Source organism: Halomonas sp. KG2, assembly GCA_030440445.1.
Classification (GTDB): Bacteria; Pseudomonadota; Gammaproteobacteria; order Pseudomonadales; family Halomonadaceae; genus Vreelandella.
Genome location: CP098528.1, coordinates 2,998,892 through 3,025,267, shown reverse-complemented (window position 1 = coordinate 3,025,267; position 26,376 = coordinate 2,998,892). Strand labels below are relative to the sequence as shown.

At 51.3% G+C, this 26,376-nt stretch carries 28 protein-coding genes, 3 tRNA genes and 1 pseudogene; 25 read left to right on the top strand and 7 right to left on the bottom strand.

Annotated elements, in window-relative coordinates; all coding sequences use genetic code 11:
* Positions 1-3: 3 nt before the first annotated feature.
* A complete protein-coding gene (locus tag NDQ72_14115; protein ID WKD27182.1) occupies positions 4-318 on the bottom strand; it encodes a high-potential iron-sulfur protein in 315 nt (104 codons plus the stop codon).
* Positions 319-576: 258 nt separating this feature from the next.
* Here NDQ72_14115 and NDQ72_14110 point away from each other — a divergent pair, with 258 nt between their 5' ends.
* Together NDQ72_14110 and NDQ72_14105 are read left to right on the top strand one after the other, a co-directional pair.
* On the top strand, positions 577-852 hold the full coding sequence (locus NDQ72_14110) for an Lrp/AsnC ligand binding domain-containing protein (protein ID WKD27181.1): 276 nt from the start codon (positions 577-579) through the stop codon (positions 850-852).
* A gap of 61 nt (positions 853-913) precedes the next feature.
* Positions 914-1,777: a DNA/RNA non-specific endonuclease gene (locus tag NDQ72_14105; protein ID WKD27180.1), complete on the top strand. Its 864-nt coding sequence runs from the start codon at positions 914-916 to the stop codon at positions 1,775-1,777.
* 224 nt (positions 1,778-2,001) lie between these two features.
* Here NDQ72_14105 and NDQ72_14100 read toward each other — a convergent pair.
* The 3 genes from NDQ72_14100 to NDQ72_14090 form a co-directional block, all read right to left on the bottom strand.
* Positions 2,002-2,088: transfer RNA gene (locus NDQ72_14100), tRNA-Leu, on the bottom strand.
* A gap of 43 nt (positions 2,089-2,131) precedes the next feature.
* Positions 2,132-2,218, bottom strand: a tRNA-Leu gene (locus NDQ72_14095).
* A 104-nt stretch (positions 2,219-2,322) separates the two neighbouring features.
* Positions 2,323-2,409: transfer RNA gene (locus NDQ72_14090), tRNA-Leu, on the bottom strand.
* A gap of 246 nt (positions 2,410-2,655) precedes the next feature.
* Between NDQ72_14090 and rnr the strand changes: the two genes are divergently transcribed.
* The 9 genes from rnr (at position 2,656) to NDQ72_14045 (ending at position 10,452) form a co-directional block, all read left to right on the top strand.
* Positions 2,656-5,061: a ribonuclease R gene (rnr, locus tag NDQ72_14085; GenBank protein WKD27179.1), complete on the top strand. Its 2,406-nt coding sequence runs from the start codon at positions 2,656-2,658 to the stop codon at positions 5,059-5,061.
* Positions 5,062-5,063: 2 nt separating this feature from the next.
* Complete coding sequence (gene rlmB / locus NDQ72_14080; protein ID WKD27178.1) at positions 5,064-5,858, top strand: 23S rRNA (guanosine(2251)-2'-O)-methyltransferase RlmB; 795 nt, start codon at positions 5,064-5,066, stop codon at positions 5,856-5,858.
* Positions 5,859-6,070: 212 nt separating this feature from the next.
* Positions 6,071-6,454, top strand: a complete 384-nt coding sequence (gene rpsF / locus NDQ72_14075; GenBank protein ID WKD27177.1) for a 30S ribosomal protein S6 — start codon at positions 6,071-6,073, stop codon at positions 6,452-6,454.
* A 33-nt stretch (positions 6,455-6,487) separates the two neighbouring features.
* Complete coding sequence (gene rpsR / locus NDQ72_14070) at positions 6,488-6,715, top strand: 30S ribosomal protein S18 (protein ID WKD27176.1); 228 nt, start codon at positions 6,488-6,490, stop codon at positions 6,713-6,715.
* A 12-nt stretch (positions 6,716-6,727) separates the two neighbouring features.
* Positions 6,728-7,579, top strand: coding sequence for a hypothetical protein (locus NDQ72_14065; GenBank protein ID WKD30408.1), 852 nt, complete (start codon positions 6,728-6,730; stop codon positions 7,577-7,579).
* A gap of 15 nt (positions 7,580-7,594) precedes the next feature.
* Positions 7,595-8,041 carry a 50S ribosomal protein L9 gene (gene rplI / locus NDQ72_14060; protein ID WKD27175.1) on the top strand — a complete coding sequence of 149 codons (447 nt, stop codon included), beginning with the start codon at positions 7,595-7,597 and terminating at the stop codon, positions 8,039-8,041.
* Between the two features lie 219 nt (positions 8,042-8,260).
* Positions 8,261-9,649 (top strand): replicative DNA helicase, encoded by a 1,389-nt coding sequence (dnaB, locus tag NDQ72_14055; protein ID WKD27174.1) that lies wholly within the window; start codon positions 8,261-8,263, stop codon positions 9,647-9,649.
* A gap of 66 nt (positions 9,650-9,715) precedes the next feature.
* Positions 9,716-10,009, top strand: a complete 294-nt coding sequence (locus tag NDQ72_14050) for a hypothetical protein (GenBank protein ID WKD27173.1) — start codon at positions 9,716-9,718, stop codon at positions 10,007-10,009.
* Positions 10,010-10,149: 140 nt separating this feature from the next.
* A complete protein-coding gene (locus tag NDQ72_14045; protein ID WKD27172.1) occupies positions 10,150-10,452 on the top strand; it encodes a DUF6482 family protein in 303 nt (100 codons plus the stop codon).
* Positions 10,453-10,484: 32 nt separating this feature from the next.
* On the opposite strand, the gene NDQ72_14040 is transcribed toward NDQ72_14045, so the two are convergent.
* Positions 10,485-10,883 (bottom strand): DUF393 domain-containing protein, encoded by a 399-nt coding sequence (locus NDQ72_14040; GenBank protein ID WKD27171.1) that lies wholly within the window; start codon positions 10,881-10,883, stop codon positions 10,485-10,487.
* A complete protein-coding gene (locus NDQ72_14035; GenBank protein WKD27170.1) occupies positions 10,880-12,460 on the bottom strand; it encodes a cryptochrome/photolyase family protein in 1,581 nt (526 codons plus the stop codon). Before NDQ72_14035 ends, NDQ72_14040 begins: the two co-directional genes overlap by 4 nt.
* A gap of 112 nt (positions 12,461-12,572) precedes the next feature.
* On the opposite strand from NDQ72_14035, the gene hemH reads away from it, so the two are divergent.
* From hemH to NDQ72_13975, 12 genes and pseudogenes are all read left to right on the top strand, one after another.
* The gene (hemH, locus tag NDQ72_14030; protein ID WKD27169.1) at positions 12,573-13,655 is read left to right on the top strand and encodes a ferrochelatase; all 1,083 of its coding nucleotides are present in this window, start codon (positions 12,573-12,575) and stop codon (positions 13,653-13,655) included.
* 192 nt (positions 13,656-13,847) lie between these two features.
* A complete protein-coding gene (locus NDQ72_14025) occupies positions 13,848-16,196 on the top strand; it encodes a putative monovalent cation/H+ antiporter subunit A (GenBank protein WKD27168.1) in 2,349 nt (782 codons plus the stop codon).
* Complete coding sequence (locus NDQ72_14020) at positions 16,189-16,620, top strand: Na+/H+ antiporter subunit B (GenBank protein ID WKD27167.1); 432 nt, start codon at positions 16,189-16,191, stop codon at positions 16,618-16,620. The genes NDQ72_14025 and NDQ72_14020 overlap by 8 nt, the downstream gene beginning before the upstream one ends.
* An 18-nt stretch (positions 16,621-16,638) precedes the next feature.
* Positions 16,639-16,986, top strand: a complete 348-nt coding sequence (locus NDQ72_14015; GenBank protein WKD27166.1) for a Na+/H+ antiporter subunit C — start codon at positions 16,639-16,641, stop codon at positions 16,984-16,986.
* On the top strand, positions 16,983-18,584 hold the full coding sequence (locus tag NDQ72_14010) for a Na+/H+ antiporter subunit D (protein WKD27165.1): 1,602 nt from the start codon (positions 16,983-16,985) through the stop codon (positions 18,582-18,584). Before NDQ72_14015 ends, NDQ72_14010 begins: the two co-directional genes overlap by 4 nt.
* Positions 18,581-19,054 (top strand): Na+/H+ antiporter subunit E, encoded by a 474-nt coding sequence (locus NDQ72_14005; GenBank protein ID WKD27164.1) that lies wholly within the window; start codon positions 18,581-18,583, stop codon positions 19,052-19,054. The genes NDQ72_14010 and NDQ72_14005 overlap by 4 nt, the downstream gene beginning before the upstream one ends.
* On the top strand, positions 19,054-19,323 hold the full coding sequence (locus NDQ72_14000; GenBank protein ID WKD27163.1) for a cation:proton antiporter: 270 nt from the start codon (positions 19,054-19,056) through the stop codon (positions 19,321-19,323). The genes NDQ72_14005 and NDQ72_14000 overlap by 1 nt, the downstream gene beginning before the upstream one ends.
* Complete coding sequence (gene mnhG, locus NDQ72_13995) at positions 19,316-19,720, top strand: monovalent cation/H(+) antiporter subunit G (GenBank protein ID WKD27162.1); 405 nt, start codon at positions 19,316-19,318, stop codon at positions 19,718-19,720. Before NDQ72_14000 ends, mnhG begins: the two co-directional genes overlap by 8 nt.
* Before the next feature lie 268 nt (positions 19,721-19,988).
* Positions 19,989-20,165, top strand: coding sequence for a DUF2256 domain-containing protein (locus NDQ72_13990; protein WKD27161.1), 177 nt, complete (start codon positions 19,989-19,991; stop codon positions 20,163-20,165).
* Positions 20,149-21,569: pseudogene (locus NDQ72_13985) on the top strand (DASH family cryptochrome). The gene NDQ72_13990 and the pseudogene NDQ72_13985 overlap by 17 nt, the downstream one beginning before the upstream one ends.
* A gap of 125 nt (positions 21,570-21,694) precedes the next feature.
* Complete coding sequence (locus tag NDQ72_13980) at positions 21,695-22,951, top strand: lytic murein transglycosylase (GenBank protein WKD27160.1); 1,257 nt, start codon at positions 21,695-21,697, stop codon at positions 22,949-22,951.
* Positions 22,952-23,027: 76 nt separating this feature from the next.
* Complete coding sequence (locus tag NDQ72_13975) at positions 23,028-23,582, top strand: ATP-dependent zinc protease (protein WKD27159.1); 555 nt, start codon at positions 23,028-23,030, stop codon at positions 23,580-23,582.
* A 56-nt stretch (positions 23,583-23,638) separates the two neighbouring features.
* Here NDQ72_13975 and NDQ72_13970 read toward each other — a convergent pair whose 3' ends face one another.
* Entirely contained in the window at positions 23,639-24,349 is a 711-nt protein-coding gene (locus tag NDQ72_13970; GenBank protein ID WKD27158.1) for a 16S rRNA (uracil(1498)-N(3))-methyltransferase, read from the bottom strand.
* A gap of 134 nt (positions 24,350-24,483) precedes the next feature.
* Here NDQ72_13970 and phaR point away from each other — a divergent pair, with 134 nt between their 5' ends.
* Positions 24,484-24,948, top strand: coding sequence for a polyhydroxyalkanoate synthesis repressor PhaR (gene phaR / locus NDQ72_13965; GenBank protein WKD27157.1), 465 nt, complete (start codon positions 24,484-24,486; stop codon positions 24,946-24,948).
* Positions 24,949-25,044: 96 nt separating this feature from the next.
* On the top strand, positions 25,045-26,331 hold the full coding sequence (purD, locus tag NDQ72_13960) for a phosphoribosylamine--glycine ligase (protein ID WKD30407.1): 1,287 nt from the start codon (positions 25,045-25,047) through the stop codon (positions 26,329-26,331).
* Positions 26,332-26,376: the final 45 nt, after the last annotated feature.

The window sequence follows — 26,376 nt, the reverse complement described above, 5'->3', positions numbered from 1 at the left end:
ACATTAGCCTTTGGCAGTCCAGGACTGGCACCAGCCGCCTGCTTCAACGCTATTTTGCGGGAACAGCTGGCAACCTTCAGTTTCTGCATTAAAGAACATGCAGTTTGAGCACAGCTCTCCTTCCTCGTAGGCCGGGTGGTCGCTTGCGTCACTGGCTACTTCAACGTAATTAAGTGCCTTGGCAGTAGCATCAGACGGGTCAAGGCGAGGCAGTTCCTGGGCAAAAGCAGTCTTTGACAGGATGCCAGCACCAAATGGCAGGGCGGCTAGACCCATTACGCTATTACGCATGAACTTACGACGGCTCTGATTAGCCATGGTGTCTCCTTAGCGTCACGGTTTGACGTTTTTTTGCTTATGTTATTGGGTGGTGAACCACCTCTAATACTCCGACAAAGCTAATAAGCCGGAGTTCTCTAAGCCATGCTAGCGCATGCTCAAAATTAGTGCGAATAACCTTATGAAAAGCGCGACAATTAACCACGTCACTGAGCGGTGCTTGGTCTTAGCAAGCAGCCTGTTATACTCGCCTCTGGTTGCTGATTAGATTGTTGTTAACGCTATTTTGGGGGTGCTATGCAAAACGCTGTGATTTTAATCAATACTGAGAAAGGCCAGGTAAAGGCAGTCGCCGAGCGCCTTGCTGATGTAGACGGTATTAGTGAAGTCTATTCGACGTGTGGTCGCTATGATTTGGTCGCTATTGCCCGGACCCCTGATTTTGAAAGCCTTGCTGAACTGGTCACGGAGCGTCTAAATGCTGTCGAGGGCATTAGCGATACCGAAACGCTGAACGCGATGCAGGTGCACTCCCGTCACGACCTAGAAACGATGTTTTCCCTGGGCTGGTAATCAATAAACTACCTGACATAAAAAGCAGGATGCAGAATCATTATTGTAGGGAGTAAGTCTGTTGGGGAAATCGCTTTCGCGCTGGCGTCGTCAGGGAAAACGCCTGGGTATCGCTGTGCTTTTTGTCATAGTAGGAACGGGGCTTTGGGAGTTTCAGGAGCGTCAGCATCAGGATGATTATACCTGGATGGGTGTGCCTACCTGGGATGAGTTTCAGCTAACAACGTTTCACCGTGTGCTGAGAAACGATGGCTTCTTAGCGGGATGGTCTGATGTGCGGGTAAACCCACTTTGGGTCAGTTATCAAGTCGAAGCGGTGTCCGATGATACTCGTATTGGCCCACGGCCTAATTTTAAGGCTGACTGGCGCACGTTATGGCCAATAGGTACGGATAGCTATTCCGGCAGTGGTTATGATCGCGGACACTTAGCACCTAACTATGCCATTGCAGCGGTGCATGGTCGTAACGCTCAGGTCGATACCTTCTTGATGAGTAACATGACGCCTCAGCGACCTAATCTGAATCGCCAGCTTTGGCAGCGCCTTGAAGAGTCGGTGATGGATCATTTTGCACCCCGCTTTGATCGCTTGCAGGTGATTACGGGGCCTATTTTTCCTGAGCGCTACATGGACAATGTGTTTAATCGCGTTGGTTTTGTGGAAGTGCCAGAAGCGTTCTATAAGATCATTGTTGTGCCGAATGAAGAGGCACAGCTGGCGCTTGCCTTTATTATGCCGCAAGACGTTCGTGGTAATGAGTCGTTAGCCGATTATCTGGTAACTATCGATGAGATCGAGTCGCGCACAGGGCTGAATTTTTTCCCTGATTTAGCGGCAGAGCGTGAAGCTGTATTGGAAGGGCAATTGCGTACTCAAGGCTGGGCACTAGAAGAAGTAGCGCGTCGTCCTGGACGTTTCCAATAATGCAAAAATACCGCGATGGCGAAGGCAGTCGCTTGAGCGGTGTTTTTTTGAGCGGAGCTTTCTAGCTAGGCAGAATTTTCTGAATAGGATTTTCTGAATAGGGAGAGGCTAAATAAACAGTCTAGATAAATAGTGGGAGTATCAAGCCAGAAGCATTGAGGTGAATTGCTGAAAGGCGAGTGGTGAAATGTTTATCAGCGCTGATGTGAACTGAATCTATGAAATGGTGCCCAGGAGAGGACTTGAACCTCCACGACCATACGGTCACTAGCACCTGAAGCTAGCGCGTCTACCAATTCCGCCACCTGGGCATATCATATTTCGCTACTGATCTTACTTCTGTTTGTATTCGCATGGTGCCCAGGAGAGGACTTGAACCTCCACGTCCATACGGACACTAGCACCTGAAGCTAGCGCGTCTACCAATTCCGCCACCTGGGCGAATACAAACGTTTTGCTAACACTTTATCAATACTATTTTTAACATAGTATTGCTTGCCGCTACACCATTTTACATCATGAAAAGGGGATGACATGATATAAAATGGTGCCCAGAAGAGGACTTGAACCTCCACGTCCATACGGACACTAGCACCTGAAGCTAGCGCGTCTACCAATTCCGCCATCTGGGCAAGTGGCGCGTATGATACCGAGGCCACGCTTAAATGCAAGACCCGGTAACTGTTTTTTATCATTAAAATCGTACAATTGCCGTGCTAGGTGGTTGGGTGATTGAGCGGGCAGCGCTATAATGCAGTTATGACCAAACCAAACATGATGTTTTTCAGTCGATCAATGACTGAGTCCTCCCGCCCGCAGCGCACTGCGCCTGCGCAAACTGTCTGCCTCCCGCAAACGCAATCAAGGATGTTGATCGCATGAAGTACTGGACGTTGAGTGATGATCCGCACGCCGAGCGCGAGGCGCAAAAGTATGATAATCCTGCGCCCAGCCGCGAATATTTATTAGCTGCCCTGGAAACGTACGGCAAGCCAATAACCCACGAAAATATGAGCCGCATGCTCGGCATTGAAGATGAAGATCATCTTGAAGCTATTCGCCGTCGTATGGCTGCCATGGAACGTGATGGTCAGGTGCTGCGCGATCGCCGCGGCGCTTATGCACTAATTGATAAACTTGACCTTATTAAAGGGAAGGTGCTGGGCCACCGAGATGGCTTTGGCTTCCTGCTGCGTGATGATGGTAAAAAGCCAGACTTAGTATTGCCCCCACGTCAGATGCGCCGTGTTTTCCATGGCGATTATGTGCTGGCACGTGTTAGTGGCCGCGACCGCCGCGGTCGTGATGAGGCGACTATTGCCGATGTGATTGCGCGAAACACCCAAACGATTGTGGGTGTATACCGTAGTAACTCGCCTGAGTTTGGTGTGCTGATTCCTGAAAATCCACGTATTACTCAGGAAGTTATCATTCCTCATACGGCAAGTGCTGGCGCGAAAGACGGGCAGGTGATATCTGCAAAAATCGTTCAGCAGCCAGCCACGCGTGTTCAGCCGGTCGGCGAGGTTATCGAAGTGCTGGGCGAGCGGATGGATCCAGGCATGGAAATAGATATCGCGATTCGTAGCTACGATATTCCCGCTGAGTTTCCGCCAGAAGTGCTTGATCAAACCAGCGGTATTTCAGCAGAAGTGTTAGAGCAAGATAAGCAACACCGCGTCGATTTGCGTGAGATTCCGTTGGTCACCATTGACGATGAGTCCGCCAAAGACTTTGATGATGCGGTGTGTGCCTGGAAAACCAAGTCGGGCAGTTGGAAGCTGTTGGTCGCTATTGCCGATGTGTCGCATTACGTGCGTCCGGGTACTGCGCTTGATGATGAGGCGCGTACGCGGGGTAACTCGGTGTACTTCCCAGGCCAGGTTGTGCCGATGCTGCCTGAGCTGCTCTCAAATGGCTTGTGTTCTTTAAATCCCCATGTTGATCGTCTTGTGATGGTCTGTGAGATGAATATCTCCAAGACGGGTGCTATTAGCCGCTACGCGTTCTACGAAGCGGTAATGAACTCCCACGCTCGCCTGACCTACAATAAAGTGGCGGCCATCCTCGATAACGAGAGTGATGAAGGGGAAGCGCTGCGCAATGAGCACAAGGCGTTAGTGAAGCCGTTGCAAAATCTGCATGAGCTTTATGGCCTGCTGCGTAGTGCCCGAGAAGAGCGTGGTGCGATTGATTTTGATACCACCGAAACGGCGATTATCTTTAATGATGAGCGCAAGATTGAAAAAATTGTCCCGCGCACCCGCAACGATGCTCATAAGCTAATTGAGGAGTGTATGCTGGCGGCCAACGTGGCTACCGCGCGCTTCCTGGATAAGCATGACTTGCCCGCTCTTTACCGTATTCACGAGCGCCCGACACCGGAACGCCTTGATAAGCTGCGTCTGTTCTTGAGCGAGCTGGGGCTTTCCGTTGGTGGTGGCGATATGCCGACGCCTCAGGACTATCAAGCGTTACGTGAGGCGATTATTGATCGCCCAGATGCTGACATCATCCAAACTGTCATGCTGCGCTCAATGAATCAGGCGGTTTATTCGCCCCAGAATGAGGGCCATTTTGGCTTGGCTTACCAGGCCTATGCGCACTTCACCTCACCGATTCGTCGTTACCCTGACCTATTGGTGCATCGCGCCATTCGCTCGGTTATTCGTGGGCCACGACAAACCAATACGGTTGTTCGGGTAGAAGGCGCACCGGTTGATCCGCCAAGCAAGTGGTGTCCTTATACCTTCGAGCAAATGCTTGAGTTGGGTGAGCACTGCTCAATGACCGAGCGGCGTGCTGATGAAGCAACCCGTGATGTTGAGAGCTGGCTCAAGTGTGAGTTTATGTCCGACAAGCTGGGCGAAACGTTCGAAGGTACTATCGCCTCAGTGACTCAGTTTGGCTTGTTTGTGCGACTGGATGACTTCTATGTCGAAGGGTTGGTGCATGTCACCTCGCTGCCCTCTGACTACTACCACTATGAGGCAGAGAAGCATCGCCTCAAAGGTGAGCGCACAGGCACGACCTACCGCTTGGGTGACGGGCTTACGGTTCAGGTTGCGCGGGTAGATATGGATGATCGTAAGATCGACTTTGGTTTAGCTGACGAGAAACCCCGACCACGCCGCCAGCCGCGTAAGCGTCGCGGTGGAGAAGGTGGTGCTGGAGTAGAAGGGGGGGCTAACAAAGCAGCAGCATCAGCTGATAAGCAGCCGACGCGCCGTGGGCCAAGACGCACGCGTAATGGCCCGCGTAAACCATCACCGAATAAGGGTTGAGCATGAAATCGTCGTCTCGGCGTAGCTCGCGTCCGGCTGTTCGTACTCCGGATGGGCTAGATCAAGTGTATGGCGTTCACGCCCTGGAAAGTCTGCTGGAACGGGGCGAAACGCCCCTTGAATTGTGGGTGCAGCAAGGAGCGGGTAACCGCTTGAAGGAAGTGGTTGCGAGCGCTCAGGCTCGTGGTGCGCGGATTAAAGAGCAGTCTCGAGACTTGCTGGATCAGCTTACTCAGGGTGCAGCCCATCAAGGGGTTGTGGCATTTTGCCCGCCGCTGGTTCCCGAAGGGGAAGAGTCGTTGTGGTTGAAGCTACGCGCGTGGCAAGCGTCTGCGCCGCCGTTATTGTTAGTGCTGGATGGCGTTACCGATGTTCATAACTTTGGTGCGTGCCTGCGCAGCGCGGATGCTGCCGGTGCCCACGGTGTGATTGTGGCTAAGGATAAAGCCGCGCCGTTGAACGCGACGGTGCGGAAAGTAGCTTGCGGCGCAGCCGAGGTGGTGCCTGTTTATCAGGTTACTAACCTATCGCGTACATTGGCTAAGCTAAAAGATGCCGGTGTGTGGATTACCGGTACTGCTGGTGAAGCTGAGGCTAGCCTGTTTGAGATTGATATGACTGGCCCGACTGCATTAGTGATGGGCGCTGAAGGGAAGGGCATGCGCCGGTTAACCAGGGAAGCCTGCGATAATCTGGCAAAGCTGCCTATGGCCGGACAGGTGTCCAGCCTAAACGTATCGGTCGCGACAGGCATTTGTTTGTTTGAAGCTGTTCGGCAGAGGCTGCTTGCAAGTTAAGCATTAGCCCACTAGAATGCTTGCGCCCGTTTAACTTTAAGCGGGCGCTCGTATTGGTTAACAGTTAATACGAAAAACAGTTCTGCTTGATGCCCCAAATGACATCGTTCGCGGTGAACAACGGGCATTTCAGTTAACTCCTTGCTTCCCTGTCGTCATTGATACAGCTGTGTCAATACACACCGGAAGCTGTCAAACCGCAAGGAGATTCCATGCGTCATTATGAAATCGTGTTTATGGTCCACCCGGATCAGAGCGAGCAAGTGCCGGCTATGGTCGAGCGCTACACCAGCATTGTTACCGAAAACGGTGGCACTGTGCATCGCTTGGAAGATTGGGGCCGCCGTCACCTGGCTTACCCGATCAACAAGATCCACAAAGCCCACTACGTGCTGATGAACGTTGAGTGCACCGGCGAGACTCTCGAAGAAATCGAGAACATCTTCCGTTTCAACGACGCCATCATCCGCAGCTTGGTTGTTCGCTGCAAAGAAGCGATCACCGAAGCTTCTCCGATGATGAAGCCGGCAGAAGAAAAGCGTCCGCGTCGCGAAGATAAACCGCGCGCAGAAGAAGCTGAAGAAGAAACTGCCTAATTTCATCCACCGCACGTTTTAAGGAGCTAGTCCATGGCACGTTTTTTCCGTCGCCGTAAGTTTTGCCGCTTCACTGCTGAAGGCGTCAAGCAGATCGACTACAAAGATCTCGACACGCTGAAGGCTTACATCACCGAAACCGGCAAGATCGTTCCGAGCCGTATCACCGGCACCAAAGCACGCTATCAGCGTCAGTTGGCGACTGCTATCAAGCGTTCGCGTTACCTGGCACTGCTGCCCTACTCCGATAGCCATCAGTAAGCGTTTAACGTGATGCTGGCACTGGCGAGATGGCTCATGCGGAGCACGCCCTATGCCATTGGCGGGGCGGCGTTAGCGACGCTAGTGCCTTGGCTGTTCTGGTTAGGGGCAGCCATCGCCGCGCTAGTTACCTTGCGCAAAGGTTTTGCACCTGCGCTTCCGGTAATTATCGCTGCTGCACTACCTGCGGGTTTCTGGTGGTCTCAAGGTGACGTCATTCCACTTGCTAGCGTACTGCTAGTAACGCTGATGGCAGTCATTCTGCGTGAGAGGATGCGTTGGAGTGAAGCGTTAATCGTTGGCGCATTGGCGGCAGCGGTTATGGTTCAACTCGGCATCTTTATACCGCCAGGTGGAACAGAGTTGATGCTGGAGCAACTGCGAGCAAGCTCTACCGAGATTGATCGCATGCTGACAGAGTTTGCTAACCAAGGTATTGATGCACCCACGCTCGCCGCTATGGTGATCGGTGGTGTAACAGGCTTGGTGGTATTGTTGGCCGCTATTGCGTGTTTGGCTTTGGCGCGAAGCTGGCAAGCTGGGCTTTATAACCCAGGCGGCTTCCGCGAAGAGTTTCACGCACTGCGCCTATCGCCCAAAGAGCTGGCTGTTTTAGTCGTGCTTGGTGTGGGGGGGATGGTGTTGGGAGCGCACGCTCTGGCAATGCTTGGTTGGATTCCACTGCTGGTAGCTGGCATTGCGCTAGTGCATGGGTTTATTGGAATAAAGGGGATGAACGGGCTGTGGCTGGTGGCATTTTATGTGCTGCTGATCACGACCTGGCCCACGATTCTCATTGTGCTGCTGTTGGGGCTGATTGATACATTCGCGAACGTTCGCGCACGCCTTGCCCGCAGCAACTGACAAGAGGTTTACGAGATGGAAGTCATTCTGCTCGACAACATTGGTAAGCTGGGCGGCCTGGGTGACAAAGTCACTGTAAAGCCCGGTTATGGTCGTAACTATTTGGTTCCTTACGGCCTAGCCGTGCCGGCAACCAAAGATAACGTTGAAGCATTCAAAGCCCAGCGTGCTGAGCTTGAAGCCCAAGCCGCTGAGCGTAAAGCAGAAGCTGAAGCGCGTGCTGAGCAGCTTAACGACATCGAATTGTCGTTGGTTTCTAAAGCAGGCGATGAAGGCAAGCTGTTCGGTTCTATCGGTCCTCGTGACTTGGCCGACGCTATTTCCTCTGCTGGCATCGAAGTTGCCAAGAGCGAAGTACGTATGCCGCAAGGTCCGATTCGCCAAACTGGCGAATACGACATCGCTCTACACCTGCATGCAGAAGTAGATGCTGTTGTTCGCGTGGTTGTTGTCGCAGAGTAAACGCTCTCGCCAACGCTGACGCCTCAAAGGGCGCGGGTCTTCCCGCGCCCTTTGTCTTTTTAATCTAAACCGTCCTAAGCGCGGTCAAAAACGTTTGAGGTGTGGGTCGAATTTTTTTGAACGTCGCTTGGCGTAGATCGGTCGCTTATGGTGGGTTTGAGATTGTCCCGCTAAGATAGTCATCGTTATTGGCTACGCTTTATGATTAAGGAGCTCACTATGCAGGACCAGCCTTCTGCTGATCAGGAAACGGCAGCGATAAAGCTGCCGCCGCACTCTCTTGAGGCGGAGCAGTCGGTGCTAGGTGGGCTAATGTTGGATAACCAAGCCTGGGACAATGTCTCGGAACGGTTGGTGGCGGATGATTTTTACCGCTATGAGCATCGCTTGGTATTCAATGTGATGATTCATTTGGCCGAATCCGGGCAGCCGCTGGACGTTATAACGCTGTCAGAGGCATTAGAAGCGCGTGATCAGTTGGATACGGTGGGTGGTTTGGCATTCTTAGCTGAGCTGGCCCGCAATACGCCTTCTGCCAGTAATATTCGTGCTTATGCCGATATCGTTCGCGAGCGGGCAACGCTGCGTAAATTAATCCGAGCGGCCAATCAAATTGCTGACGGGGCGTTTTCCCCGCAGGGCCGGCCTGCTGATGAGCTGCTTAACGAAGCTGAGCGATTAGTCTTTCAGATTGCCGAAGAGCGGCCGAAAACGGGCGGTCCTATCGGCATGAGTGAACTGCTAACCAAAGCCGTTGATCGCATTGATGAGCTGTTCAATCTAAAGGGTGAAATGACAGGGCTCTCCTCGGGGTTTCGTGACCTCGATGAAATGACCTCAGGCTTACAGCCCTCAGATTTGGTGATTATCGCGGGCCGCCCGTCAATGGGTAAAACCACTTTTGCCATGAACCTGGTGGAACACGCGGTTATTGCTAGCGATAAGCCGGTGATGGTGTTCTCCATGGAGATGCCTGCAGAATCTCTGATGCTGCGTATGCTCTCTTCGTTGGGTCGGATTGATCAAACCCGTGTGCGTTCGGGGCAGTTGGAAGATGAAGATTGGCCGCGGCTGACATCAGCGGTCAACCTGCTCAAAGACAAGCAGCTATTTATCGATGATACTGCGGCGCTTTCGCCTAATGAAATGCGCTCACGCCTGCGCAGAGTGGTGCGGGAGCACGGCAATATGGCGCTGATCATGATTGACTATCTGCAGTTAATGCAGATTCCTGGGTTTTCTGAAAACCGTACCGGTGAGATATCGGAGATTTCCCGCTCGCTGAAAGGGTTGGCAAAAGAGTTTCAATGCCCTGTTGTAGCACTTTCACAGCTTAACCGTTCGTTGGAGCAGCGCCCCAATAAGCGTCCTGTCATGTCGGATCTGCGGGAATCGGGAGCGATTGAGCAGGATGCTGACGTGATTGCGTTTGTTTACCGAGATGAGGTGTATAACCCTGACAATCCTGACAACCAAGGGATTGCCGAGCTGATTATTGGTAAACAGCGTAACGGGCCTATCGGTACGGTACATATGGCCTTTATTGGTAAATACACACGCTTCGAAGACCTTGCGCCCGATAGCTATGGCGAAGCGTTCGGTGATTAACTTGAGCGTTAGGGGGGAGAACGTATAATGCTCCTCCCCGACCAAGCAGATAGACAGGAGTAGCAAATGGCAGGTGGTTTTAGACGTGGTAACCGTAAGCGTCTTCCTAAGCTGGAAGGCCGTGGGGAACTGCAGTCACTAGAGCGAGAAGGGCCATTTAAAGAGTGGTTGGGAATGCCTGACCTCTACCGTTACTTCCTGGTAGTTGAAGGGGAAAAATATAGCTACCAAACTGAAGATTCAGAACTGCCGGTAACGGTAGGCGATAAAGTGGTTTTCCGTTACAAGGAAACTAAAGGCGGTAACTGGATAGATCGCAACTCGTTAGGTAAAGCAATCGACCCTTCTGAGTATCAATAATTCGACGAATAAGTTGACGTTTTGGTCAGGAACTCTTTTGTGATGTTGCCGTCATAGGCAGTTAGTGCCAAGGTAATAAAATTGTCATGGGGTATCGTCATGCTGTGCCCCATGATGATGAACAATCACAGGAGGGAACCATGGAACTTAAAGAACTGAAGCAATTTGTTGCGGGTCACGATAATTTTGAAATACGCGTTATCACGCATTCGGGCAGTCGCTTTTATCAACTAGAGCTTGAAGATGTAGAGGGCGAGCGGCATATGTTGACCCAGCGCGGTAAGCCAATGCTGTTTCGCTCGCTAGATGATGTTTATCTTGAGCTAAAGCGTGCAGGGATTCACCGTGCTTACTTAGTGCAGCATGTACCCCAGGATGAAGTGATTGGACGCGATGCTCATTACAGTTCGCCGTTAACGTCACGTATGCCGCTAGTGTTTTAACACTACAAACATTTCAACATCCTATGGCGTCCTCACTTGTTTGCGTGACGCTTATCCCACCATCGCCCTAGCCGCACACGGCGACGGGCAAAAAAACGATAGCCTGCATCCATTACTCCTTGCAGGCCTGGTAAGCAAGAAAGCCATACTAGCCACCGGTAGCCCAGTACCGCATAGAGGGCCCGGCTGGCATCCATCCCGATATACCAATTTCCTTGGCTATCTTTGACATGCAGTAGCCCCATCATGTCGTCAAACCTGCGCCCTATATCGGCTGCATTAAAATCACGACTCTGAATGTCCACGAGTGAGACACGTTCTTGATGGCGATGCTTTGCAAGCCACGCGACTTCCACGCGGCAAAAAGGGCAGTGGCCATCGTGATATAGCGTGACAGGTGACGTTGCGTGAAGCGTAGAGAAGCGGCTCATTGAGCACCCTTTGATAGATAGCCTTGTGTGTGGCAGGTCTGGCCGTAGCCTGGACTGGTGGGTAGTGAGGCAAGAAACTGTTCAGCCTGCTGACGCATCGCGTCACGCTTTTCGTCTTTCATGCGAGAGAGTGAGCCATAGATCAGCTTCATACGCGGATTGCAGTTCAGCTGTTCAGCGTTGGTTTCCAGAAAGTGCCAGTAAAGGCTGTTAAACGGACACGCCTTTGGACCTGTTACCTGTTTTGGAGAGTAGCGGCAGTGCTGGCAGTGGTCAGACATTTTGTCGATATATTTGCCTGAAGCGCAGTAAGGTTTGGAGCCCATTAAGCCGCCGTCAGCGTGCAGTACCATGCCTAAGGTGTTGGGCAGCTCTACCCATTCGCAGGCATCGGCATACACCGCTAGATACCAGTCACAAAGCGCTTCAGGCTTAACACCACACAGCAGGGCAAAGTTGCCGGTTACCATCAAGCGCTGAATATGATGAGCGTAGCTGTTGTCGATAGTCATTTGGATAGCGCGCTGTAAGCAGCGCATATCGGTATTGCCATCCCAGTAAAATGCCGGTAATTCACGCTTAAAGCCAAGCTGGTTATCACGCTTATAAGCTGGCATTTGTGTCCAGTAAAGCCCCCGAACATACTCTCGCCAACCCAGTATTTGACGAATGAACCCTTCGACTGCATTGATAGGCGCATGACCTGTTAGGTAGCGCTGTTCAGCGGCGTCACAGATTTCGTGAGGTGTTAGTAGGCCGATATTGAGTGCCGCCGATAATCTGGAGTGAAAAAGGAACGGTTCTTTATCGCTAATCGCATCTTGGTAGCGCCCAAAGTCGGCCAACCCATGGTCAAGGAAGTGGTTTAAATCCACCAGCGCCTGTCGGCGGGTGACGGGGAGGTTGAAGTTATCCAGGGACCCCATGTGTTCGCTAAAATGCTGCTTGGCATCATTGAGCGCTTCCTGGGTCAGCGCATCTTGGCGATGGGTGGGAAGCGATGGAAAACTGAGCGTTGCTTGAATCGGCTCACGGTTATCGTGATCAAAGTTCCATTTTCCTCCTGCAGGTGTATCGCCCTCCATCAGTAGCCCAGTTCGTTTGCGCTGCTCCCGATAGAAATACTCCAGACGAAGCTGTTTACGTCCTTTGGCCCAGTTGGCAAAGTCATCAGGCGAGCTGAAAAAGCGATCATCTTCGATCACTTTCCAGGGTAGGGCGGCTGCTTGGCGTTGCTGCATGGCATCCCAAAGTCGCCATTCACCAGGCCTTGCTACACGCACTTCATGGCAACCGTACTGAGTGGCAATACGTTCAGCTTCCGTGATGAGTGACTGGGTATTGTCAGCATCATCAATGCGGCTGTAGTGAACGTTGTAGCCTTTATCGCGCAGCGCCTGAGCAAAGTGTCGCATGGCGGCCATGAATAAGCCGACTTTATGTATATGGTGAGGCACATAGCGCGCTTCTTCGGCGACCTCGCAAAGAGCGACGACTGCGTCAGTTGGCGCATTGCGCAGGGTTGCCAATGAAAGCGAAAGCTGATCACCAAGGACTAATAGTAAAGGCTTCGACATGAGTTGGCCTACAGTTATACAAATGATGTTGATAGTATAACTTTATGCCGCAGCTTTGCCGAAAAGTGTTAAGATTTTGCCAACTGTTTAAAGCATCTGAGGAGTTAGCGACATGGTCGATAGCGTTGTAAAAGATCAGCCGGGCGAAGGGCGCTTGGTCCATGCGCCAAGTGATCATCCTGCCGTTCCCCCTGCGAAAGTCGGCGTGGTGTTGGCTAACTTGGGCACCCCGGACGCAACCGACTATTGGTCTATGCGGCGCTACCTTAGCGAGTTTTTGTCTGATAAGCGTGTTGTTGATTACGCCAGTTGGAAGTGGCAACCGCTTTTACAACTGATTATTTTGACCAAGCGTCCATTTTCTTCTGGTCACGCTTATAAAAGTATTTGGAACAACGAGAAAAACGAGAGCCCGTTGTTGACGACGACGCGTGCCCAAACTGAAAAAATGGCCGCACGTTTGAAGGCGCTATATGGCGATAGCGTCGAAGTTGATTTCTGTATGCGCTATGGCAACCCGTCGACGGAAAGTGTCCTCAACCGTATGAAAGAGAAGGGCTGTGAGCGGATTGTTTTCTTCCCGCTTTACCCTCAGTACGGCTCGCCTACGACCGCAACGGCAAATGATCAGGCATTTCGTACGTTGATGAAAATGAAATGGCAGCCCTATATTCGTACGGTGCCGGCTTATTTTGAGCATCCCGCCTATATTCAGGCGCTGGCGAATTCAGTTCAGGAAGCTTATGACGGCTTTGAAACGCGTCCGACGAAACTGGTAGCAAGCTACCACGGTGTCCCCGAACGTTACCTATTAGAAGGTGACCCTTACCATTGTCAGTGCCAGAAAACGACGCGCTTGATGCGTGAAAAACTAGGGCTGAGCAAAGAGGAGGTAGACACCGCCTTTCAGTCTCAGTTTGGCCCAGAAAAGTGGGTTGGCCCGCAAACTGTCGATCATGTGGCTGAACTTGCCAAGCAAGGACACAAGCATATTGCGATTATGTCGCCTGCCTTCTCTTCTGATTGTGTTGAAACGCTGGAAGAGATTAAAGAAGAGATTCACGATAGCTTTATGGAAGCAGGAGGGGAGACGTTTAGTTATATTCCCTGCTTGAATGATCGGGACGATCACATTGATGCCTTGCTAGCGGTTGTTAACAACGAGTTGGCCGGTTGGCTTCCTGCTTCTAAATAATGCGTTTTGTTACAAGCCGCCAAGGTGCTTAACTAAGGCGGCTTTTTTATGGGACCTAGATTTCTAGAAATTTGATCAACCTTGGTATAAGGTCTGTGCATTAAAAATCACATTTATTCAACGCTTAGGGCCGTTCGGTCTTGCTGCTGCCTTAGGGTTAACTGAAACGTTCTTACAGGGAGAAACCACCGGATGCAATTCGCCGTGTTAATGGGCTTTGTGCTGGCAGCGTCGTCGCCTTTGCTCAACCGCTGGTTTGGAGAACGAACAAGCCTAGTGCTGGCACTGTTTCCTGCCTTGATGGCCGCTTGGCTGTTAAGTCAGGTGCCCGCCGTTATAAGTGAAGGGCCACTGCTGTTGGAGTGGTCTTGGGTGCCATCATTAGGTATCAGTTTGAGCTTTCTGCTTGATGGGCTGTCACTGCTATTCGGGCTGCTGATTACTGTCATCGGTACTTTCGTGTTGATTTATGCTGGTGGGTACTTAAAAGGCCATGTCGATATCGCGCGCTTTCATATAGCGCTTGTTGCGTTTATGGCCTCTATGTTGGGGCTGGTGCTTGCCGATGGATTGCTTACGCTTTTCGTATTCTGGGAATTAACCAGCATCACCTCTTATTTGCTGATCGGTTTTAACCATACCGATATGGAAGCAAGAAAATCCGCACGCCAGGGGCTGTTTGTAACGGTTGCCGGTGGTTTGGCGCTGATGGCAGGCCTGGTGCTGTTAGGGGTAGCAAGCGGAAGTTGGTCGTTTTATGAGATTGGCCAAATGGAAAGCGCTCTGCGTGAACATTCGCTTTATACCCCTATGCTTATTTGCTTGCTGCTGGGGGCATTCACAAAATCAGCCCAGTTTCCTTTTCATTTTTGGTTACCCAACGCCATGGCGGCGCCGACGCCGGTGTCGGCATACTTGCACTCGGCCACTATGGTGAAAGCGGGTATTTATTTATTGGCGCGCTTACAACCTGAATTGGGTGGCACAGCGTTATGGGTCGGAATACTGTCGGTCGTCGGTGCGATTACCATGCTGACAGGTGCCTTCTTAGCGATTCATCACACTAATATTAAAAAGCTATTGGCTTATTCCACCATTATGGCACTTGGCACGTTAACCATGCTTTTAGGCATTGGTTCTGAGTATGCCATGACGGCATTTGTTACTTTCTTGCTTGCCCACTCGATGTACAAAGGGGCGCTGTTTATGGTTGCTGGTATTTTGGACCATGAAACTGGCACCAAAGACGTCACCGCAATGGGCGGGTTGAAATCTGCCATGCCAATCACTGCGGTGATTGCCTGTGTTGCGACACTGTCACTGGCGGGCGTGCCACCGCTATTTGGCTTCATTGGTAAAGAGTTGATGCTAGAGGCGGCGCTTGGGGCCGAGCGTTTCAAGATATTGTTAGTCCTGTTTGCTTTTCTGGCCGCTATTTTGACGATTGCAGTGGCTGCCATTATCGCCTTCCGCCCCTTCTATGGACGGCAACTTGAAACGCCAAAAATACCCCATGAAGCGCCTTTTAGTATGCTAATTGGGCCGGCTGTACTAGCGCTTGGTTCGCTTGTGTTAGGGCTGGCGCCAGCTATGTTGGGGGCTGATGCGCTGCTTACGTCGGCCGCGACGGCGGTGGCAGGTGAGCCGCTGCCAGTTTCATTATCGCTTTGGTATGGCATCAACATGGCGCTCATCATGTCGATTGTTAGTCTTGGACTAGGCTTTTTACTGTTTAAGCGCTGGGATGGTGTGCGTAGCAAGCTAGCAATGCTGGCACCAGTGATGCGGCATGGCCCCGAAGCGGGTTACGAAGGTTTAATGAACGGTATTGTGCGCTTTTCTGAATGGCAAACACGCCTGCTGCAAAACGGTTATATGCGTAACTATATTCTCGTCATGCTGGTGGTGCTGATCGTTTTGATTGGTAACTCAATACTTGTGCGCCATGCACCTCAGTTGGCACTAACGCTGGACGTGCGCTTCCACGAGGTAATTGTTGTTGGCACTATGGTGATGGGGGCTCTGTTTGCCACCATTTCTCGCTCACGACTTGGAGCCGTCGTGTCGGTCGGCATTATGGGATTCTCTATTGCGCTTATTTTTATTCTTTTCAGTGCTCCCGACCTAGGCATTACCCAACTACTGGTTGAGACGCTCACCGTTATCTTGTTGGTTTTGGTGCTCTTTCGTTTGCCGCGTTTTTCAAACCTTTCCACAAATTTGGAACGTATTCGAGATGGTGCTGTGGCGGCAACAATGGGAATTCTGATTTTCCTACTGATTATGACTGCTTGGAGTATCGATCAGTTTGAGCCGATTTCAGCTTATATGATCGAAAATAGCGCTCCTCTTGCCTATGGTCGCAACATCGTGAATGTCATTTTGGTGGACTATCGTGCCCTCGACACGCTAGGTGAAATGTTTGTGCTTGCGCTCGCTGCTATTGGGGTTATCGCCATGCTTAAACTGCGCCACGACACAGATGAAAGCAAAGCGGCAGGTGGCGAAAAAGCCAGTGCTAAGGAGCCCTACGATGGTTAAATCCGGCACTATTATTCTCAACACTGCGGCGCGGTTTTTGATGCCGCTACAGCTGATGTTTTCAGTTTTTCTATTGCTGCGTGGACATGATGAGCCAGGAGGTGGATTTATTGCTGGGCTAGTAGCAGCAGGGGCCTTCACGCTTTACCTGTTTGCCTTTGGGGTCAGCGCCACCAAAGAGGTGCTGCGTATGGTCGATCCACGCGACTTGATTGGTGTTGGGCTGCTGCTAGGGATGATTTCGGTGGTGCCAGCATGGTTTATGGATCAACCGTTTTTAACTGCTCAGTGGTGGACTATCCCCGTGATCGATTTTAAAGCGTCTACACCGCTTATTTTCGATGTAGGAGTGTACTTTGCCGTTCTTGGTTCGGTGATGGGCATGGTGATGGCGCTGATGGAGGTGGATAAGGATGAACCTTAGTGACTTAGGAGGCCCCGTATGGAACCGCTAATGGCACTAGCGATAGGGCTACTCTACGCCGCCGCTATTTTTATGATGTTACGTCGCTCTATTGTGAAGTTGGTGATTGGCTTGTTGCTGCTTTCGAATGCCGCCAATTTGCTGATTTTTACCACGGCAGGTATGACGCGCGGAGCACCACCGTTAATACCGGAAGGAATGTTACAGCCATTAGGCGAGGTAGCAGACCCATTACCCCAAGCCGTTGTGCTAACAGCGATTGTCATTGCATTTGGGGTGCTGGCATTTGCTGTTGTGTTAATTCGCCGTGCCTACGAAATTGTTAAGGCAGATGATTTGGACAAAATGAAGGATACCGATACGTGAGGCCTGAAGTCGCACTGCCCGTCCTGTTGCCACTGCTTTCTGGCGCTCTTTCATTGCTTTTTTGGCGTTCTCGCCCTGTCCAGCGTTTTATTGCGGTAGCGGGTAATGTTGCGCTGTTGCTAGTTAGTATATGGCTGTTTGTTGCTGTGTTAGCTGATGGTTACATCACCATGCAAATGGGCAGCTGGCCAGCGCCGTTTGGTATTACGCTAATTGCCGATATGTTAAGTGCTGTCATGATTTTAATGACGGGCATCATTGGTTTGGCAATGGGGATTTATTCGCTGGCCACCACAGGGCGGGGGCATGAAAAGTTTGGTTATTACCCGCTGATGCATTTGCTGTTAGCAGGGGTGGCAGGAGCCTTTTTAACCGGCGATATTTTCAACCTGTATGTTTGGTTCGAAGTAATGCTGGTGGCATCTTTTGCGCTGCTAATTCTAGGTGGTGAACGAGCGCAGATGGAAGGTGCAATTAAATACGTCACGTTGAACCTGTTGGCTTCGGTGATTTTTTTAACAGCTGTGGGGCTACTGTATGGCACGGTAGGCACCCTAAACATGGCTGACATTGCGCTGCGTATGGATGAGGCAGAGCATAGCGGGATGGTCGAAGTGCTTGCCGTTATGTTTATGGTGGCTTTTGGTATTAAAGCCGCCGCCTTTCCGCTCTTTTTCTGGCTGCCTGCTTCCTATCACACGCCGCCAGTAGCCGTATCGGCGCTGTTTGCTGGTTTGCTGACAAAAGTAGGGGTGTATTCGTTATTCCGTGTGTTCACCCTTATCTTTGATCAAACAATGGGCTATTTGCAGGACATAATGCTATGGGGGGCTGTGCTGACCATGGTCACTGGCGTGCTTGGTGCCGCCGCTCAGTATGAATTCCGCCGCATTCTCTCATTCCATATCGTCAGCCAGATTGGTTACATGATTCTGGGCTTGGCGCTGTATACACCGCTGGCGATTGCGGGTGGTGTCTTCGCCATCGTGCATAACATTGTTGTTAAAACGAACCTGTTCCTGATCAGCGGTATTACTCACCGTCTGCAAGGTACTTATCAGCTTAAAAAAATGGGTGGCCTTTATCGGGAGCGTCCTTGGTTAGCCGTGGCATTCTTTATCTCGGCGTTTTCGCTGGCAGGTATTCCTCCACTATCAGGTTTCTTTGCCAAGTTTGTGCTAGTTCGCGCTGGCCTAGAGGCAGAGGCATATGTAGCGACAGGGTTTGCACTGGCAGTCGGGCTGATGACGCTCTATTCCATGGTGAAAATTTGGAACGACGTGTTTTGGAAAGCCTTACCAGAAGAAAACAATGTACCCGCCTCCCAAACCTCCGTTGGTGATGATGGTCGATTACTAAAGCCAAACCTGTGGATGATGTATACGCCGGTCGTTGTGTTGGCCATGATGTCGTTATTAATAGGTGTTTTTGCTGAGCCAATGATGCAGGTGATGAGCCTGATTGGTGATCAGTTAATGTCTCCATCCGGCTACATTGAGGCTGTAATGGGCGTCTCTGCAAGCGCTGAAGCTGCATTGCTTGACCCGATTGAGTTGCAGGCGGAGCCAATAGGTGACCGTGAGGAGGACTCCCCATGACTGGTGCGATTTGGAACCTTCTGCTTGGGTTAGCTTGGGTACTACTAAGTGGCGATTTTACCGGGCTTAATCTTCTGGTGGGGATGATTTTTGGCTATATAGCGTTGCTGTTAATCGAGCCTCAAGTCGATGCACTGAAAGGCTATCCGGCTCGTGTGCCGAGGATTATTGGATTTGTTGGCTTTTTTATTAAGGAGTTAGTGCAGGCTAACCTGCGCGTCGCCTTCGATATATTGACACCGCCCTGGCATATGAAACCCGGTGTTATTGCTTTTCCCCTTTCTGCGCATACCGAGATGGAAATTACTATGGTGGCTAATTTGATCTCACTAACACCGGGCACGTTGAGTCTTGATGTCTCTGACGATCGAAAGGTGCTCTATATCCACGCCATGTTTTTGGATGACGAAGAAGAGCTTAGAAATAACTTAAAAGAGATGGAGCACCGTGCACTGGAGCTATTTCGTTAATGGATACTGTTATTCTGATAAGCCAGATAATTATGGGGCTGGCACTTATACTGACCTTCGTACGTGTCGTGCGTGGCCCCAGCTTACCCGACCGCGTCGTTGCACTTGAGCTGTTTTCCACTACCGTGGTGGGCTTAGTTGGTGTGTATGCTATTCAATCGGGTGTGGCAAGTTTTCTGGATGCGGCAATCGTAATTGCCCTGATGGGCTTTTTGGCAGCGATTGGGTTTGCACGCTTTCTGGAACGTGGGGGGCCACGAGATGATTGAATTTATCAAAGGCACGCTGTTGATAACGGGATCAAGCTTTATGTTGCTGGCGGCCATCGGTTTGTTACGGCTGCCGGATCTACTCACCCGCATGCACGCGACCACTAAGGCTGCGGCGCTTGGTGTTATTTTAATAATGCTTGCTTCGGCCATGCATTTTGCTGAAGTTGGGGTGGTTGCGCGCTCGTTCGCGATTATTGTGTTTATTTTAATAACGGCACCGATTGCTGCCCATGTGATTGGTAGGGCGGGCTACTTTGTTGGTTCGCGCCTCTGGAGCGGCACCGTTAAGGATGAGCTGAGACCCAATTATGATCCGCTTACTCATGAGCTTAAAAGCGGACTGGAAACCCATGAAAATGCCAAACGGCACCCTCGCGCCACAGACCCTGATTGACGGCCATGTTCTAACTTCCCACCTCTGCTGACGTGTCTCATCGAAAAGCCATCCAACTCGGATGGCTTTTTTGTTTGCAGTGCTTTGGGGAAAAGCTATCGAGATAAGCGTGAAAAAAATCGGGTAAACAGTAGGGAAAGAGGCTCAGGGGAAAGCATGACGTTGAAAACACGCGTGCCTATTTGTGTACAATAGTTATACTATGAGTGATTATGTGTCTATGTTTTTGACGCGTGGCGTGTAAATGTTGGGTAGCGAGATGGAGTCTATGCAACGTAAGCAGGATTTACCGCAAAAAGACTGTGTTCAATGCCAGCGTCCTTTTACTTGGCGGAAAAAGTGGGCGCGCTGCTGGGGTGAAGTGCGCTATTGCAGTGAACGCTGCCGTCGCGAAGCCAAACAGTCCAACGCACCAAGGAGGCAAATGCATGAGCAGTACGACTGATATTGTATGGCTTCAGGATAATTTGCGGATAGCTGATAATCCCTTGTTGCATTTTGATTCCCCTCCTGAACAGTTGCTTTGTCTCTATGTGCTAGACCAGCGATGGTTCGAGAGCTCGATTACGGGTGATGCTTCTCCTAGGCTGGGGCCCGCTCGGCTACGCTTTTTATGGCAAAGTTTGATGGAGCTACGAGGCGAACTGCTGCAGCGTGGCAGTGATTTGCTAGTTCGCATCGGCGACCCCGCCAGTATCGTGCTAGACACTGCTGCCATGCTCGGTGCAAGAGAAGTACGTGTGGCAGCGCATTCTGGGTATGAAGAGTCACAGCATATTGCGCGGGTCGCTGACCAGCTCCCATCGGCCTGTCAGTTATGTTGTGCTGATAGCGGTTATTTAATTGCCGAAGACGAGCTTCCCTTTTCATTGAATGAGTTGCCGCCCAGCTTTTCGGCATTTCGGCGACGTGTTGAAAAGCATTGTACGTTTTTAGCGCCCCTGCCAGCGCCAGTGACACTGCCACCCTGGCCAGAATCTGCTCCCCGAGGGTTTCCCCCCTTAAAGTAGTATGCAAAGAGAGTGCCGGCTGGCAGCCCGATAAGCGACAGGGCTTTGTGTTTGTTGGAGGGGAGGCGGCGGCTGGTGATCGTTTTCAGCAGTATCTCTGGCGGCAAAACGGCGCGGAATCTTATAAGACAACCCGTAATGGTTTGCTGGGCGCCAATTTTTCCACACGTTTTTCTCCTTGGCTGGCGCGTGGCTGCTTATCTGCACGCCAAGTGTGTCAAGAAGTAAAAGCTTGGGAGGCCATTCACGGGAGCTGCGAATCCAGTTATTGGATTATTTTCGAATTAATGTGGCGAGATTACTTCCATCGAGCGGCTCTGTTGGAAGGCGCGGCATTATTTGGTCATGAAGAGTTACCGCCCGCTAACAGTGCATTTGATGCGTGGCGCAATGCGACAACCGGCGTGCCGTTTATAGACGCTGCCATGCTAGAGCTGAAGGTTACCGGGTGGATATCTAACCGAGCGCGCCAAAATGTCGCCAGTTTCCTAGTGAAAGATCTCAACGTCGATTGGCGCCTGGGTGCATCGTGGTTTGAGCACTGTCTGATTGATTACGATGTGGCGAGCAACTGGGGCAACTGGCGTTACATTGCCGGTGTTGGTCATGATCCCCGTCAAGACCGTTACTTTAATGTGCTGAAGCAAGCAGGACATTATGATCCAAACGGGCTTTACGTTACCTATTGGCTGCCTGAGCTGGCGTCGCTGCCGTTAGGGATGGAGCGACACCAACCCTGGCGGGTAGCGCCTGCTAAGTTTGATGCACCTTGCGTAGAGCCAGCCGGCTGGCAGCGTTGGGTAGTGGCTACAACGGAACTTCAAGAAACGGATGAGTAATGTTTCTCCTAAAAATAGACGATGGTGCCCGAAAGATAGGTTATGCAATGTGGCTAGGGCTAGTATCTATGCTATTTCTGAGCCATTATCGGAAGCACGCCAAGGATTGCCAAGAGATTAATGCTATGTCTTTGAAAGTTAAAGCTCCACTGAGTCTTCGCCCCGCGTTGTATTTATCATTTGCACTAGCAGCATGCAGTGGGGCATTAAGTACTAATGCAGTCGCTAATCAGCAATTGATGAGCGAAGTGGATGCACAAGCGGCAGAACAAGTTAGCTATGCCAACTTTAACCAGTGGTTGGCTGATTTTCGCCGCTATGCTGCTCAGCAGGGCATCAGTGAGTCTACCCTTGTCTCCGCTTTTGATGGGCTTCGCTATCGTGAACGAGTCATTGAGCTTGATCGGTATCAGCCAGAGTTTGTTCGTCCCATTTGGCAATACCTAGATACTGCGGTTTCCAGCACACGGATTAATAACGGTTTAGAGAAGCTTGCGGCTCACCGCGACACCGCGCAACAAATGCAGCAACGTTATGGGGTTCCCGCGGAAATCATCGTCGCCATTTGGGGTATAGAAAGTAACTACGGTAGCAATTTTGGTGACTTCTCGACACTTGAGTCACTGGCAACACTTGCCTACGACGGCCGTCGGCGTGATTTCGCACGAGGCGAACTGTTAGCTGCGTTACGTATTATCGACCAAGGCGATATTGCCGCCGAGCAAATGAAAGGCTCCTGGGCCGGTGCCATGGGACATACGCAGTTTATACCCAGCAGTTTTGAAGCATACGCAGTGGATGGCGACAATGACGGCCGTCGAGACATTTGGGGCAGTATTCCTGATGTTATGGCTTCTACGGCTAACTATCTAGCGAGGGCAGGTTGGCAGGCCGGCCAACCTTGGGGAGTTGAAGTAAGCTTGCCTGACTCCTTCGATTACTCACAAACGCAACGTCGCAGCAGTGCTGAGTGGGCGGCACAAGGCGTTCGCTCATTGAGTGGTGAGCTGCCCTCGTTCGATAGCGCTGCGGTCATTGTGCCAGCAGGAGCAAACGGCCCAGCATTTTTAGTAGGGCCTAATTTTCGGGCAATTTTGCGCTATAACAATGCAACTAGTTATGCGTTAGCCGTGTCTACCTTGGCGGATGCTATTGCTGGACGTGACGGCATTGCCCAGTCTTGGCCCAGAGATCAGGCACCACTGACACGTGATGATGTGCGTACCCTACAGCAACGCCTAAATAGTGCTGGATATTCGGTGGGTACTGCGGACGGCATCATGGGGCCTAATACGCGTGAGGGCCTACGTGCTTTCCAGCGTGATCAAGGGCTGACGCCCGATGGTTTTGCCACTCAGGCGCTGTTAGAACGGCTGCGTTAATGTTTCGTTTCGATGAGTCTCTTTAGCGAGTCAAATGTCTCACGCTAGGCAAATTTCTCACCAAGGACGAAATGTAATGGGAAAAACTCTTTTAGGCGTGCTGGCTGTCAGCGCAATGGTCAGTACATTGTCAATGAGCACAGCCATCCAGGCAGATGATAAGGTGTTTGGTTGGGTTGAAAATGCATCAATTGAGCCGTGGGGTATCGCTGTAAAAGCTAAGCTAGACAGCGGAGCGCTGACCTCCTCATTAGATGCTCGTGACATTGAGGTGTTCGAGAAAGACGGCGAAGAGTGGGTTCGCTTCCGCCTGAAGCTCGAAGATCAGGCAAACGGTGAAACGTTTAGCGATCAAATTGAGCGCCCCCTCTACAGAGAGCTAGCGGTTCGTGGCGCAGGTGGTCGTGATGAACGTCCAGTGGTGCTAATGGATGTTTGCATGGGCAACACGGTGTATGAAGAGCAGTTTGGTCTGCGAGATCGTGAAGAGATGATTTACCCGCTGCTCTTGGGGCGTCGCACAATTAGCCACTTAGGATTATTAGATGTGCGCAATACCTTTCTTCAAGACCCTGAATGTGGGGAGAATGCGGCCTATGTTCCCCACGATCCAACAGATGAACAGTCCTAATTACGCCGTTCTAAGCATAAAGCCCGTGTCACCAAGCTTGCTGGCGTAATCGGTGATTAAAAAAGTCGCGATAATAGTGCGGTGACGGCAGTTTCTACCCGTAAGATGCGAGGGCCTAGGTGCATGCCCTCGCAGCCTGCCTCAAGTAGTTTTTCAACTTCCCAAGGTATAAAACCGCCTTCCGGTCCAACGAGAAGCAGTACTTTTCCGTCAATATTCCGTGGACAGGCATTCGGCATGCCTGGGTGTGCCACCAGCCCGCGTCGTTCTTTTAGCAGCTCCGGCAGTTGTTCTTCTAAAAAAGGGCGAAAGCCTTTGCACAGCGTCACATTAGGCAATTGTGTGTCTCGCGCTTGTTCCAGGCCTAGCACTAAGTGATGATGAATTTTTTCTGCACGGAGTTCTGGGGACTGCCAGTAGCTTTTTTCCACCCGCTTGGTGTGAAGCAGTGTAATATTTTTTACACCAAGAGCCGTGACATGCTCTAAGGTACGTGCCAGCATTCTGGGGCGAGGAAGCGCCAATATTAAGTGTACTGGCAAGGGCGGAGGGGGGGGCTCATTGAGATTTTCCAGTGTGAAGGTTGCCTGGGTCTCGTGTAGTTCAGTTAGCTGCGCTTTCCCCATCTTGCCGCCCTGTAGACCGACTGTGTAGTAGTCTCCTACACAAGCGCGGTGGACCTCGCGTAAATGGGTGATACGTCGTGTGTCAGTAAGGTAAGCATAAGCTCCCTTTACTTCGCTCGGATCAAGCAGAATAAGATTCATGATTGTCGTCTATTGGTCATAAGGAAGACACGCCTACCGGTACTAATCCGTTAAGCTGACTTGCATAGGCGCATGTTGCAGGCACAATAGCAGCAACGGCGACAAAGCCTCTACCGCGTTTAAGGAGATGCGCTGTGCGCGTAATTCGCAAATATGCCAACCGTAGGTTGTACGATACTCAACAAAGTCGTTACGTGACGCTTGAGGATCTGCGGCGTTTGATTATTGAAGAAGAACCCTTCCGCGTCGAGGATGCAAAAAGTGGTGAAGACCTGACGCGGACCATTTTGCTGTCGATCATTATCGAGCAAGAGCAGGCTGATAGTGAAGCCGAAGTTTTCTCAAATGACCTGCTGGCTCAGTTGATCCGTGTGTACGATATGTCATCGCCTTTACCGCTAGCACGTTATTTAGAGCAGGGCACCCAGCTCATGCTGGAACAGCAAAAGCGCATGCAAAGCCAGTGGCAACAAGCGATACGCCACTCTCCTATGGAGTTCATGCGTGAGTTGGCCGAAGAAAATATGCGTTTTTGGCAAAAAACGCTTAATCAGCCTAATCAAACAGACGATGACGATACGCCGGATAAAAGCTCCTGACGCCGCTGGTTGAGTCGTTGTGGCATAATATGCCGATTAACTTAGTTACGCTTTCAGCTAATCTCAGCTAGGCACTCCCGTTTGAGAAGGATGATGATGAACGTTTTAATGATAGGTGGCGGTGGTCGCGAGCATGCATTGGCGTGGAAACTAGCGCAGTCTAGTGACGTCGAGCAGGTGTTTGTAGCGCCAGGTAATGCAGGTACTGCCACTGAGCCTAAATTGACCAACGTAGCTATTGAAGCAACAGATTTAGACGCGTTGGTGGCGTTTGCCCAGCGCGAGCAGGTAGCGCTAACAGTGGTAGGGCCAGAAGCGCCGTTAGTTGAAGGGGTGGTTGATCGTTTTCAGGCGGCTGGCCTGACAATTTTTGGGCCTTCACAACGCGCCGCACAGTTGGAAGGCTCTAAGTCGTTTACCAAAGACTTTCTGGCACGCCACCAGATTCCTTCTGCCGCGTATCAAACCTTCACAGCGGTAGAGCCAGCCTTGGCTTACTTAGCTGAGATGGGCGCGCCTATTGTCATCAAAGCTGACGGCTTGGCGGCGGGTAAGGGTGTCATTGTAGCGATGAGTGAAGCCGAAGCTGAAGCGGCTATTCGCGATATGTTAGAGGCGAATGCATTTGGCGATGCGGGTGCGCGCGTTGTTATCGAAGAATTTCTGGAAGGCGAAGAAGCTAGCTTTATCGTCATGGTTGATGGTGAGAATGTGGTGCCGATGGCCACTAGCCAAGACCATAAGCGTGCCTATGACGGTGATACCGGCCCCAATACAGGCGGCATGGGAGCTTACTCTCCGGCGCCGGTGGTAACCCCAGAGATCGACGAGCGCATCATGGAGCAGGTTATACTTCCCACCGTGCGGGGCATGGCGGAAGAGGGGAATGCATATACCGGCTTCTTATATGCGGGCCTAATGATTGATGCTGAAGGCAACCCAAAAGTAATCGAATATAACTGCCGTTTTGGTGACCCCGAAACTCAGCCAATCATGATGCGGTTAACGTCAGATTTAGCCGCGCTTTGCTTGGCTGGCGCTAAGGGTGAGCTTGCCGATAAGCAGTGTGAGTGGGACTCCCGCGCAGCCGTGGGTGTTGTGATAGCGGCAGGTGGCTATCCCGGCAGTTACCGCAAAGGCGATGTCATTCATGGCTTGGAGCAGGCAGGCCAGGCGCAGTGCAAAGTATTCCATGCAGGCACTACTCAGGCTGCTGACGGCAGTATCGTAACCGCAGGCGGGCGAGTGCTATGCGTAACCGCATTAGGCAACACGGTATCTGCTGCTCAACAGCAAGCATACCAGGGGGTTAAAGCGATTCACTGGGAGGGTGCTGAATTCCGCCGTGATATCGCATTCCGTGCTATCGCCCGAGAAAAATAGCGATCAGCGATGATCTCGCCGGAGCTAAACCACCACCGACAAGGA